We start from the raw sequence: 12,679 nt of genomic DNA, 5'->3' as shown, positions 1-12,679 counted from the left end.
TCAGGACTCGGTCACGGAATAGGTTACTGCGCGAAGCCGCCTTCTGTAGGAGCGAGCTTGCTCGCGAAGGTCGTCAACGATAACGCTGGCATGCTGAATGATCGCGGTGCCTTGACGTTTTTCGCGAGCAAGCTCGCTCCTACAGAGAGCAGGGTTACACCTGCAATTCAGCGACGTTCGATTGGCACGAACTTGCGCTGCTCAACGCCGGTGTACTCGGCGCTTGGACGGATGATGCGGTTGTTGGCGCGCTGCTCGAACACGTGCGCGGCCCAGCCGGTCAGGCGCGAGCACACGAAGATCGGCGTGAACAGCTTGGTCGGGATGCCCATGAAGTGGTACGCCGAGGCATGGTAGAAGTCGGCGTTGGGAAACAGCTTCTTCTGTTCCCACATGGTCTTGTCGATGGCTTCGGAGACCGGGAACAACACGGTGTCGCCCACTTCGTCAGCGAGTTTTTTCGACCAGCCTTTGATCACCTCGTTGCGCGGGTCGCTGTCTTTATAGATCGCGTGGCCAAAGCCCATGATCTTGTCTTTGCGCGCCAGCATGCCAAGGGTGCCTTCAACCGCTTCCTGGGCCGAGGAGAAACGCTCGATCATTTCCATCGCCGCTTCGTTGGCACCGCCGTGCAGCGGGCCGCGCAGGGAGCCGATGGCAGCGGTGACGCAGGAATACAGGTCGGACAGGGTCGATGCACACACCCGTGCGGTGAAGGTCGAAGCGTTGAATTCGTGTTCGGCGTAGAGGATCAGCGACACGTTCATCACTTTGACGTGCAGCTCGCTTGGTTTCTTGCCGTGCAGCAGGTGCAGGAAGTGGCCGCCGATGCTCGGTTCGTCGGTCACGCAGTCGATGCGCTGGCCGTCGTGGCTGAAGCGATACCAGTAGCACATGATCGCTGGGAACGCGGCGAGCAGGCGGTCGGTGACATCGCGCTGCACGCTGAAATCTTTCTCGGGCTCGATATTGCCCAGGAACGAGCAACCGGTGCGCATCACGTCCATCGGGTGGGCGTCGGCGGGGATGCGTTCGAGCACTTCTTTCAGGGCTTGGGGCAGGTCACGCAGTTTGCTCAGCTTGTTGCTGTAGGCGTCCAGTTCTGCCTGGGTTGGCAATTCACCGTACAGCAGCAGGTAGGCGACTTCTTCAAACTGGGCGTCGGCGGCCAGTTCGCGTACGTCGTAGCCACGGTAGGTCAGGCCAGCGCCGGCCTGGCCCACGGTGGACAGTGCTGTCTGCCCGGCAACCTGGCCACGCAGGCCAGCACCACTCAATACTTTTGCTTCAGCCATGTTCGTTCTCCAATTTTGTAGTTGTTCAGGGAACCACAGGGTTTATTTTTTCGCGGCGAACAGCGCGTCGAGCTTCTGCTCGAAGGTGTGGTAGTCGATGCGATCGTAAAGCTCCATGCGCGTTTGCATGGTGTCGATCACGTTCTGCTGAGTACCGTCGCGACGAATCGCGGTATAGACATTCTCGGCGGCCTTGTTCATGGCACGGAAGGCCGAGAGCGGGTACAGCACAATGGAAACATCCGCAGATTTCAACTGTTCGGTGGTGTACAGCGGTGTGGCGCCGAATTCGGTGATGTTCGCCAGGATCGGCGCCTTCACGCGGGAGGCGAACAGCTTGTACATCTCCAGTTCAGTGATGGCTTCCGGGAACACCATGTCGGCACCGGCCTCGATGCACGCCGCGGCACGTTCCAGCGCAGACTCCAGGCCCTCGACCGCCAGGGCGTCGGTGCGCGCCATGATCACGAAGCTGTCATCGGTACGCGCATCCACGGCGGCCTTGATGCGGTCGACCATCTCCTGCTGGGACACGATTTCTTTGTTCGGGCGATGACCGCAGCGCTTGGCGCCGACCTGGTCTTCGATATGGATGGCAGCGGCGCCGAACTTGATCATCGACTTGACGGTACGCGCCACGTTGAACGCCGAGGAGCCGAAACCGGTGTCCACGTCCACCAGCAGCGGCAGGTCGCACACGTCGGTAATGCGGCGCACGTCGGTGAGCACGTCATCCAGGCCGGTGATGCCCAGGTCTGGCACGCCGAGGGAGCCGGCGGCTACACCGCCGCCTGACAGGTAAATCGCCTTGAAGCCGGCGCGCTTGGCCAAGAGCGCATGGTTGGCGTTGATGGCGCCCACCACTTGCAAGGGCTGCTCGCTGGCGACGGCGTCACGGAAACGTTGGCCGGGAGTGCTGTTGTTGTTGGAACTCATGACTCACCTCGTGATGAAGGCGCACCGTCCGGGAAGTGACGGGCAATGTTGCGTTTGGAGGCGCCGATGTGCCGGCGCATCAACAGTTCGGCCAGTTCACCGTCGCGATCGGCAATCGCGTCCAGAATGCGGTGATGCTCGGCAAAAGCCTGGCGTGGACGATTGGGGGTGGCGGAGAACTGGATGCGGTACATGCGCACCAATTGGTACAGCTCGCCGCAAAGCATTTGGGTGAGGGTGCGATTACCGGCACCTTGAATGATGCGGTAGTGAAAATCGAAGTCGCCCTCCTGCTGGTAATAGCCGACACCCGCCTGGAACGCCGCGTCCCGTTCGTGGGTGTGCAACACCTGGCGCAGCTCTTCGATTTCCGCGTCGGTCATGCGCTCGGCGGCCAGGCGACAGGCCATGCCTTCCAGCGACTCGCGAATTTCATACAGTTCGACCAACTCGGCGTGGCTCAAAGACACCACGCGCGCGCCGACGTGAGGCACCCGCACCAGCAGGCGCTGGCCTTCCAGGCGATGGATCGCTTCGCGCAGCGGGCCGCGGCTGATGCCGTAGGTGCGCGCCAGCTCCGGCTCGGAAATCTTGCTGCCGGGGGCGATTTCGCCTTTGACGATGGCGGCCTGGATACGCCGGAAGACGTTCTCCGACATGGTCTGGGAATCGTCTGGTGCCACGGCTGGGTTTTCCAGTTGCTCCAACATATTGTCGACACCTTTAAAAGCAATTCCGCAAAAACTAGTCAGTTATCCCCGCATAGTCAAAGAATAAATACACATTGTCGACAATCGTCTAATAACCCCCTCATTCGCTTGCCAAGGCATGGCCGCCTGCCAGCGCTGGCGCCAAAAAAGCATCATGTTAGAATGCCCGCCGCTTTTGCCTGACATCAGATGATGAAAGGGCGCACCCGAGATTGCGCAGCAATGCCAGTCGCCTTGAAATGAACAGTGCACTGCCCTGCCTCAGGATTTATGAGACTCAAGCCTTACCTACTAGTGATGTGCCTGCTGTGCATACCGAGCCTTGGCGCTGGCGCCGAGAAGACCGTGTACGGCCTGAATGAATACGCCAAGCTTGCAGGTATCGACCTGGAAGTGGCGGCCAAACTCGACACCGGCGCCAAGACCGCCTCGTTGAGTGCCCGCGATATCAAGCGCTTCAAGCGCAATGGCGAATCCTGGGTACGCTTCTACCTGGCCATCGACACCGCCCATTCCCACCCCATCGAACTGCCCCTGGCGCGTGTCAGCAAGATCAAGCGCCGCGCCGGCGACTACGACCCCGATGAGGACAAGAACTACACCGCCCGCCCAGTGATTGCGCTGGATATCTGCATGGGCAGTGCTTTACGCAGCATCGAAGTGAACTTGACTGACCGCAGCGCATTCCAATACCCGCTGCTGATTGGCTCCGAAGCCTTGAAACGCTTTGATGCGCTGGTCGACCCTAGTCTTAAATATGCAGCAGGCAAACCCGCCTGCGCCGCCGACGCTTAATACCGCCGAGTAAACCGAATGCGCTCTCTGACCCTGCACCTGAAAATCCTGATCACCTTGCTGGTGGTGCTGGGCATTTCGGTCACCGCCTATCAGATCTTCGTGCTGGGGATTCCCGTCACCGAAGATGCCACCGACGACTTGTGGAACATCGACGCCAAGGTCGAGTTCGTCGCCAACCCGAAAGACCCGGTCAAGATCCAGATGTTCGTGCCGCCCCTGAGCCGCGACTTCGTCAGCCTCAATGAAAGCTTTATCTCGAACAACTACGGGGTGAGCGTCAACCGCATCGACGGCAACCGCAAGGTTACCTGGTCGGCGCGCCGGGCCAAGGGCAACCAGACCCTCTATTACCGCCTGGTGCTGACCAAGCGCTACAGCGGCGAGAAGGTCAAGATCAAAGGCCCGACCTTCCGCGACAGCATCGCCGTGGAAGGCCCGGAGAAGATCGCCGCCGAAGCCCTGCTGGCGCCGATCCGCCAGCACTCGGCCGACGTCGAGACCTTCATCAGTGAAGCCATCAAGCGCACCAACAACCTCAACGACGACAATGTGAAGTTGCTGCTGGCCGGCGACCCCTCGACGCCGCACAAAGCCAAGATCGTCGAGCTGCTGCTGTCCATCGCCCATGTGCCGGTAGAGAAAGTCCACACCATCCGCCTGGTGGCCGACCAGCCGCAAACCCCGGAACTGTGGCTGCGCAGCTTCAACGGCAACGACTGGCTGTACTTCAACCCGGAGACCGGCGAACAGGGCCTGCCCGCTGACCGCCTGCTGTGGTGGACCGGCGATGAAAACCTGATCACCGTCGATGGCGGCAAGAAAGCCATGGTGACCTTCAGCCTCAACAACAGCGAGATGAACGCCATCCGCCTGGCCAAGCTGACCGACGAAAACACCGACGCCAACTTCCTCGAATACTCGTTGTACGGGCTGCCGCTGCAAACCCAGCAGACCTTCATGATCATGGTGATGATCCCGATTGGCGTGCTGGTGATCTTGATCCTGCGTAACCTCATCGGCCTGCAGACCCTGGGCACCTTCACGCCGGTGCTGATCGCCCTGGCGTTCCGCGAGACCCAGTTGGGCTTCGGGATTGTACTGTTCACGATTATCACGGCGCTGGGCCTGTCGCTCAGGTCGTACCTGGAACACTTGAAACTGCAAATGCTGCCGAGGCTGTCGGTGGTGCTGACCTTCGTGGTGGTGCTGATTGCCGCCATCAGCCTGTTCAGCCACAAGCTGGGGCTGGAGCGGGGCTTGTCGGTGGCGCTGTTCCCGATGGTGATCCTGACCATGACCATCGAACGCCTGTCGATCACCTGGGAGGAACGTGGTGCCAACCATGCGCTGAAAGTGGCGATTGGCACGCTGTTCGCCGCGTCCCTGGCGCACCTGATCATGAGCGTGCCGGAGCTGGTGTACTTCGTGTTCACCTTCCCGGCGATCCTGTTGATTCTGGTGGGCTTCATGCTGGCCATGGGTCGCTATCGCGGCTACCGCCTCACCGAGCTGGTGCGTTTCAAGGCGTTCCTGAAGGCTGATTCTTGATGTTCGGCTTCTGGAAGACCTGGAAGGCCCTGGAAGCGCGGGGGATCATGGGCATCAACCGGCGTAATGCCGACTACGTGCTCAAGTACAACAAGCGCAGCCTGTACCCCATCGTGGATGACAAGATCATCACCAAGGAACGGGCCCTGGCGGCCGGCATCCACGTGCCGGAAATGTATGGGGTGATCTCCACCGAAAAAGAAATCGACAAGCTCGACGAGATTATCGGTGGGCGCAGCGACTTCGTGATCAAGCCCGCCCAGGGCGCCGGTGGTGACGGCATTTTGGTGGTGGCCGACCGGTTCGAGGGGCGCTACCGCACGGTGTCCGGCAAAATCATCAGCCATGAGGAGATCGAGCACCAGATCTCCAGCATCCTCACCGGCCTGTATTCCCTCGGCGGCCACCGCGACCGCGCATTGATCGAGTACCGCGTGGTGCCCGACCAGATCTTCAAGAGCATCAGCTATGAAGGCGTGCCAGACATCCGCATCATCGTGCTGATGGGCTACCCGGTGATGGCGATGCTGCGCTTGCCCACCCGCCAATCCGGCGGCAAGGCCAACCTGCACCAGGGCGCGATTGGCGTGGGTGTGGACCTGGCCACCGGCCTGACCCTGCGCGGCACCTGGCTGAACAACATCATCACCAAGCACCCCGACACCACCAACGCCGTGGATGGCGTGCAACTGCCCAACTGGGACGGTTTCATGAAGCTCGCCGCTGGCTGCTATGAGCTGTGCGGGCTGGGCTATATCGGCGTGGACATGGTGCTGGACCAGGAAAAAGGCCCGCTGATCCTTGAGCTGAACGCACGGCCTGGGCTGAACATCCAGATTGCCAACGACTGCGGCCTGACGTTGCGCACCCATGCGGTGGAGGCACGACTGGAAGAACTCAAGGCGGCCGGCGTGACAGAAACGCCGGAAGAGCGTGTGAAGTTCGTGCAAGAAATGTTCGGGCATATACCGCCCGTGGAAGGCTGATCCGGTCTTCGAACTGTCTATCCCCGACATCCCCTCTAGGAGCAAATCCTACAGGGGACTACAATCCCTCCCCCGCGCCACTGGCTGATCCACCCCCGCATGTCGACCTGTTCCGTATACCCGTTGCCCTACCGGGCCAATCCCACCGAGTTCTTTGCGGTCATTCGCCACGCCCCTGGTGCGGTGCTGCTCGACAGCGGCCGCCCGATGGCTGTTCGCGGCCGGTATGACCTGCTCAGTGCCTGGCCCGAAGCGACCCTGACGGTAGGGCCGGACGAAAGTGGCGGTGATTTCCTGCAACGCTTGCGCAAGAACCTGACGCAGTTGGGTCAAGCGACATTGCCTGACGGCTATGAATTACCGTTTGCCGGGGGGTTGATCGGTTACCTGAGCTATGACTTTGGTCGGCACCTGGAGCAGGTTTCACATCTGGCCGTGGACGATTTGCATCTGCCCGATGCGCGTTTCGGGCTCTATGCCTGGGCGCTGGTCAGCGATCACCAGATGCAAACCAGCCAGTTGGTCTTTCACCCTGCGCTGGCCGACAGCGAGCGGCAACGCTTGATCAACGTGTTCAGTCAGGCACAAAGCGATGCGCCGACGACCTTCAAGCTTCACGGCCCCATGGTCCCGGACCTCAGCGCCGAGGCTTATCACCAGGCCATCATTCGCATCCAGGATTACATCCAGGCCGGCGACTGCTACCAGGTCAACTTTGCCCAACGCTTTCGTGCGCCGTGCATCGGCGATCCGTGGGCAGCCTACTGCGCGCTGCGCGAAGCCTGCCCGACGCCGTTTTCCGGGTTCCAGAGTTTGCCCGATGACGGCGCGGTGCTGAGCCTGTCGCCGGAACGCTTTGTGCGCATCAGCGAGCGTCAAGTGGAAACCCGCCCGATCAAGGGCACCCGCCCTCGCGGTTTAACACCCGAAGAGGATGCCGCCAACGCCGCTGAGTTGCTCGCCAGCCCCAAGGACCGCGCAGAAAACCTGATGATCGTTGACCTGCTGCGCAACGACCTTGGCCGCAGTTGCCGTATAGGCTCAGTGAAAGTGCCGGAACTGTTCAGCCTGGAAAGCTACCCCAACGTGCACCACCTGGTGAGCAGTGTCACCGGCATATTGGCCGACGACAAAGACGCCCTCGACCTGATCGCCGGCAGCTTCCCCGGCGGCTCCATCACCGGCGCACCGAAGATTCGTGCGATGCAGATCATCGACGAGCTTGAACCCACCCGTCGCGGGCTCTATTGCGGCTCGCTGATGTACCTGGACGTGCGCGGCGAGATGGACAGCTCCATCGCAATTCGCAGCTTGCTGGTCAAGGACGGGCAAGTGTGTTGCTGGGGTGGCGGTGGGATTGTGGCGGATTCAGAGTGGCAGGCGGAGTATCAGGAGTCGCTGACGAAGGTGCGGGTGTTGTTACAGACATTGGAAGGTTTGTAGGGCCTGTACCGGCCCTATCGGGGGCAAGCCCCCTCCCACCTTCGACCGCGCAGCGATCAAAGGTGGGAGCTGGCTTGCCTGCGATGGGCATAGGCATCTACACAATTTCGTTACGACGCTGAACCTGTGGTGAGGGAGCTTGCTCCCGTGACGACCGGATAGCCGATGCTTATCTACCTGACGCCCCGCGATCAAACTGTGGGAGCGGGCTTGCTCGCGAAAGCGGCCTGACAGCCGACCGGGATGTGGGATTAGATTGAGTACATATCCGTTATTTAGGTAACGGCTACTTAGGGTTCCGCCCTGACGGCGGCTCACTTTTGAACAGCGCAAAAGTAAGCAAAACGCTCTTGCCCCACCACTCGGCACCTCGCTTGGGCTCGGTGTGCCCGTAATCCGCCAGTGATTTGGGGGGCCGCCGCCACGCGCCATCCATGGCGCGGGGCGGCTAAACCGGCATCCCTGCCGGTTTACCCCCCAAATCCCTGTCGAATTCCGGCCAGCGTGGTTTAACGGGGCGCCTGAGATCAAGATCACAAGCAGATCAAGATCAAGAGCGGCTCGCTTCGCATCGTGGTTACCGTTGGCTGCTACAACCTACAAAATTGTGTAGATACCTATGCTGCGATGGGGCAATCAGCCGCGCCACATAACTTACAGGCTCAACTGCCGATTCGACGCCTTGATAAACTCTTTCTTCAAGTCTTCAAACGTATGCACCGCCGGGAACTGCGGGAATTCGCGAATCACATTCTCCGGCGCATGGAACAGAATCCCACGGTCAGCTTCACCCAGCATGCTGGTGTCGTTGTAGGAATCACCGGCAGCGATCACGCGGTAGTAGAGGGTCTTGAATGCCAGCACCGATTGGCGCTTGGGGTCTTTCTGGCGCAGTTGGTAGCTCACCACCCGGTCGTTTTCATCGGTGATCAAGCGGTGGCAAAGCAAGGTCGGGAAACCCAGCTGACGCATCAGCGGTTGGGAGAATTCGTAGAAGGTGTCGGACAGGATCACCACCTGGAAACGCTCACGCAGCCAGTTGACGAACTCGATGGCGCCGTCCAGCGGCTTGAGTGTGGCGATCACGGCCTGGATATCGGCCAGCTTGAGCCCATGCTCGTCGAGGATGCGCAGGCGTTGCTGCATCAGCACGTCGTAGTCGGGGATGTCACGGGTGGTGGCCCGCAGGGACTCAATGCCGGTTTTCTCGGCGAAGGCGATCCAGATCTCCGGAACCAGCACCCCTTCCAGGTCAAGGCAGGCAATTTCCACACGACACTCCTATTAGATGTTGTTAGTTGAGCGAGCAAAAGGACTGCCGAACTCTAGCGACTCACGCCCGCCGCCGCAACGCGGGACAGATTTTGATACCATCGCCCTCCTAGAGAGCGCTCAGCGCCACTGACCTGTAGGAACCGTCCTGATGAACCAAGCCTTCGACGTCGTTGAACTCGCCACGACTTATGCCAACAAGTCTGCCCAGGACATTCTCAAGCTGGCGTTCAGCCAGTTCGGCGATGACCTGTGGATTTCCTTCAGCGGTGCCGAGGATGTGGTGCTGGTGGACATGGCCTGGAAGCTGAACAAGAACGTCAAGGTGTTCAGCCTCGACACTGGCCGCCTGCACCCGGAGACCTACCGGTTTATCGAGCAGGTGCGTGAGTTCTACAAGATCGACATCGAACTGATCTCGCCGGACCCGAGCAAGCTGGAGCCCTTCGTCAAAGACAAAGGCCTGTTCAGTTTCTATAAGGACGGCCATGGCGAATGCTGCGGCATCCGCAAGATCGAACCGCTGCGCCGCAAACTCGCAGGTGTGAGTGCCTGGGCCACCGGCCAGCGCCGCGACCAGAGCCCCGGCACTCGCAGCCAGGTGGCGGCGCTGGAAATCGATACGGCGTTCTCCACGCCGGAACGTACCCTGTACAAGTTCAACCCGCTGGCGCAGATGACCAGCGAAGAAGTCTGGGGCTACATCCGCATGCTGGAGCTGCCGTACAACAGCCTGCATGAGCGCGGCTTCATCAGCATCGGCTGCGAACCGTGCACCCGGCCGGTATTGCCCCGCCAGCATGAACGTGAAGGCCGCTGGTGGTGGGAAGAAGCCACGCAGAAGGAATGCGGGCTGCATGCGGGGAATATCATCAGCAAGGCTTGAGCCTCTGACACCACCGCCTCTGTAGGAGCGAGCTTGCTCGCGAAAAACGTCAACGATAACGCGGGCTTCCTGAATAAACGCGGGGTCGTTAAGTTTTTCGCGAGCAAGCTCGCTCCTACAGAAAGCGAAATTTGCTTTGTGGCCGGGAAAATCTTGTACACAACCTTGTAACCATAGGTGCCATTTTTGTGTGCAACTTAATGTACAACGCACCAAAACGTAACATCTCTCTGCGCCCATGGCGCTGTCTATAAATAGCCCTGCAATTAACAAAAAAATAAATACCTGTTCAAACGGTCAATTTATAACGTTTGTAATTCAGTAAGTTATTCTCAACCTATATAAAAACGACATTAGCCAAGATTTTCATATATCGAGAATTGGCACGCATATGGCTTAGGCACAAGTACGCTTTGTATACAATCAATACAAAACCTACATACACTTTGCCATCCGCCGCTTTGCTGCAGATGCGCTGGAGCCTGCCGGAATGCGTACAAGCCTCTCGAACACCCTCGCACTGGATCTGCCCTCCTCCCCATTAAACCCTGCAGCCACAGGCCCCGGCCCGCTGGTGCTCAGCCCGCGCCTGCACAACAAGGACCTGGCGCCCACCAAGGTCGAAGGCCGACGCTGGGGGCGCTATAGCATCTTTGCGTTGTGGACCAATGACGTGCACAACATCGCCAATTATTCATTCGCCATCGGCCTCTATGCATTGGGCCTGGGCGGCTGGCAAATATTGCTGTCCCTGGGGATCGGCGCGGCGCTGGTGTACTTCTTCATGAACTTGTCGGGCTACATGGGGCAGAAGACCGGTGTGCCGTTTCCTGTTATCAGCCGCATCAGTTTCGGTATTCATGGGGCGCAAATTCCGGCATTGATTCGGGCGGTAATTGCGATTGCCTGGTTTGGGATCCAGACCTACCTGGCCTCGGTGGTTTTCCGCGTGTTGCTGACGGCCATTCATCCAGGGTTTGCCGATTATGACCACGACTCGATTCTCGGCCTGTCGTCCCTGGGTTGGGCGTGTTTTGTGGCGATCTGGCTGGTGCAGTTGGTGATCCTCGCCTACGGCATGGAAATGGTACGTCGCTATGAAGGCTTCGCCGGGCCGGTGATTCTGCTGACCGTGGCCGCACTGGCCGGCTGGATGTACTTCCAGGCGAACGGGCAGATTGCCTGGTCGATCCGCGAGCCCCTGAGTGGCGGCGAGATGTGGCGCAATATCTTTGCCGGCGGCGCGCTGTGGCTGGCGATCTACGGCACCTTGATCCTCAACTTCTGCGACTTCGCCCGTTCCTCACCCTGCCGCAAGACCATCCAGGTCGGCAACTTCTGGGGCCTGCCGGTGAATATCCTGGTGTTCGCCGCCATCACCGTGCTGCTGTGCGGCGGGCAGTTCCAGCTCAATGGCCGGGTGATCGAAAGCCCGACCGAGATCATCGCGGCGATCCCCAACACCTTTTTTCTGGTGCTCGGCTGCCTGGCCTTCCTGATCGTCACCGTGGCGGTGAACATCATGGCCAACTTCGTCGCTCCGGCCTTTGTACTGAGCAACCTGGCGCCCAAGTACCTGAACTTCCGCCGCGCCGGGTTGATCAGCGCTTTTGTTGCCGTGCTGATCCTGCCGTGGAACCTCTACAACAGCCCGTTGGTGATCGTGTACTTCCTCTCTGGCCTGGGCGCGCTGCTGGGGCCGTTGTACGGGGTGATCATGGTCGATTACTGGCTGATCCGTAAAAGCCAGGTGGACGTGCCACAACTGTATAGCGAAGACCCCCAAGGCATTTATTACTACAGCCGAGGGGTGAATATGCGTGCGGTGGCGGCGTTTATTCCAGCGGCGGTGATCGCCATCCTGCTGGCGCTGTTGCCGGGGTTTGCCAGCGTCTCGCCGTTTTCCTGGTTGTTTGGCGCAGGCATCGCGGGGTTGCTGTACCTGCTGATTGCCAAGCGTCAACCGCACTACGCCGATGTCAGCGGCGAAAGCATTGCCGTCGATAACGTCAGTCACTAAACAAGGACTTTCCATGCGTATCCTCGTGGTCAACGTCAACACCACCGAATCCATCACCGAGACCATCGCCCAGCAAGCACGGGCCGTGGCGTCACCGGGCACCGAGATTGTCGGGCTCACCCCGTACTTCGGCGCCGAATCGGTGGAAGGCAATTTTGAAAGCTACCTGGCGGCCATCGCCGTGATGGACCGGGTGATGGCCTACGACCAGCCCTTTGATGCGGTGATCCAGGCCGGCTATGGCGAGCATGGCCGTGAAGGCCTGCAGGAACTGCTCAATGTACCGGTGGTGGATATCACCGAAGCGGCGGCCAGTACCGCGATGTTCCTGGGGCACGCCTACTCGGTGGTGACCACCCTGGACCGCACTGTGCCGCTGATTGAAGACCGGCTGAAACTCGCCGGCCTCTACCAGCGTTGCGCTTCGGTGCGCGCCAGCGGCATGGCGGTGCTGGAATTGGAAGACGACCCGCTGGGCGCCATGGAAGCTATCGTGCGCCAGGCGGAACTGGCCATTCGCGACGACAAGGCCGAGGTGATCTGCCTGGGCTGCGGCGGCATGGCCGGACTGGATGAGCAGATTCGCCAGCGCACCGGGGTGCCGGTGGTGGACGGGGTGACGGCGGCGGTGATGGTGGCCGAGTCGTTGGTGCGGTTGGGGTTGTCGACGTCCAAGGTCAGGACGTACGCCACGCCGCGACCAAAGAAGGTCATCGGCTGGCCGGGTAAGTTCGGGCGGTAGACCGATGCGCCTGCATCGCGGGCAAGCCCGGCTCCCACATTGG

At 60.1% G+C, this 12,679-nt stretch carries 11 protein-coding genes; 7 read left to right on the top strand and 4 right to left on the bottom strand.

What is annotated here, in order from left to right; all coding sequences use genetic code 11:
• Positions 1–167: 167 nt before the first annotated feature.
• The 3 genes from prpC to PSH76_RS06060 are packed head-to-tail and all read right to left on the bottom strand — an operon-like array spanning position 168 to position 2,941.
• Positions 168–1,295, bottom strand: coding sequence for a 2-methylcitrate synthase (gene prpC / locus PSH76_RS06070; protein WP_003193317.1), 1,128 nt, complete (start codon positions 1,293–1,295; stop codon positions 168–170).
• Positions 1,296–1,337: 42 nt separating this feature from the next.
• Positions 1,338–2,231 (bottom strand): methylisocitrate lyase, encoded by an 894-nt coding sequence (gene prpB / locus PSH76_RS06065; RefSeq protein ID WP_003193320.1) that lies wholly within the window; start codon positions 2,229–2,231, stop codon positions 1,338–1,340.
• A complete protein-coding gene (locus tag PSH76_RS06060; RefSeq protein WP_305493739.1) occupies positions 2,228–2,941 on the bottom strand; it encodes a GntR family transcriptional regulator in 714 nt (237 codons plus the stop codon). The genes prpB and PSH76_RS06060 overlap by 4 nt, the downstream gene beginning before the upstream one ends.
• 270 nt (positions 2,942–3,211) lie before the next feature.
• Between PSH76_RS06060 and PSH76_RS06055 the strand changes: the two genes are divergently transcribed.
• The 4 genes from PSH76_RS06055 to pabB all read left to right on the top strand — a co-directional run bounded on the left by PSH76_RS06055 (position 3,212) and on the right by pabB (position 7,716).
• On the top strand, positions 3,212–3,736 hold the full coding sequence (locus PSH76_RS06055) for an ATP-dependent zinc protease (RefSeq protein WP_014719501.1): 525 nt from the start codon (positions 3,212–3,214) through the stop codon (positions 3,734–3,736).
• 18 nt (positions 3,737–3,754) lie between these two features.
• Entirely contained in the window at positions 3,755–5,287 is a 1,533-nt protein-coding gene (locus PSH76_RS06050; RefSeq protein ID WP_003193324.1) for an inactive transglutaminase family protein, read from the top strand.
• Positions 5,287–6,273, top strand: coding sequence for an alpha-L-glutamate ligase-like protein (locus tag PSH76_RS06045; protein WP_003193326.1), 987 nt, complete (start codon positions 5,287–5,289; stop codon positions 6,271–6,273). Before PSH76_RS06050 ends, PSH76_RS06045 begins: the two co-directional genes overlap by 1 nt.
• A 99-nt stretch (positions 6,274–6,372) precedes the next feature.
• The gene (pabB, locus tag PSH76_RS06040; RefSeq protein ID WP_278917914.1) at positions 6,373–7,716 is read left to right on the top strand and encodes an aminodeoxychorismate synthase component I; all 1,344 of its coding nucleotides are present in this window, start codon (positions 6,373–6,375) and stop codon (positions 7,714–7,716) included.
• 654 nt (positions 7,717–8,370) lie between these two features.
• On the opposite strand, the gene thrH is transcribed toward pabB, so the two are convergent.
• Entirely contained in the window at positions 8,371–8,988 is a 618-nt protein-coding gene (thrH, locus tag PSH76_RS06035; protein ID WP_032895783.1) for a bifunctional phosphoserine phosphatase/homoserine phosphotransferase ThrH, read from the bottom strand.
• Between the two features lie 151 nt (positions 8,989–9,139).
• On the opposite strand from thrH, the gene PSH76_RS06030 reads away from it, so the two are divergent.
• The 3 genes from PSH76_RS06030 (at position 9,140) to PSH76_RS06015 (ending at position 12,636) form a co-directional block, all read left to right on the top strand.
• Positions 9,140–9,874 carry a phosphoadenylyl-sulfate reductase gene (locus PSH76_RS06030; RefSeq protein WP_278917912.1) on the top strand — a complete coding sequence of 245 codons (735 nt, stop codon included), beginning with the start codon at positions 9,140–9,142 and terminating at the stop codon, positions 9,872–9,874.
• A 490-nt stretch (positions 9,875–10,364) separates the two neighbouring features.
• Positions 10,365–11,894: an NCS1 family nucleobase:cation symporter-1 gene (locus PSH76_RS06020; protein ID WP_305493738.1), complete on the top strand. Its 1,530-nt coding sequence runs from the start codon at positions 10,365–10,367 to the stop codon at positions 11,892–11,894.
• Positions 11,895–11,907: 13 nt separating this feature from the next.
• Complete coding sequence (locus PSH76_RS06015) at positions 11,908–12,636, top strand: aspartate/glutamate racemase family protein (protein ID WP_032895778.1); 729 nt, start codon at positions 11,908–11,910, stop codon at positions 12,634–12,636.
• Positions 12,637–12,679 lie beyond the last annotated feature (43 nt).

It is taken from the genome of Pseudomonas sp. FP215 (assembly GCF_030687795.1).
Classification (GTDB): domain Bacteria; phylum Pseudomonadota; class Gammaproteobacteria; order Pseudomonadales; family Pseudomonadaceae; genus Aquipseudomonas; species Aquipseudomonas salmasensis.
Note: the sequence above shows the minus strand (reverse complement) of the source record. Positions and strands in the feature narration are given on the sequence as shown.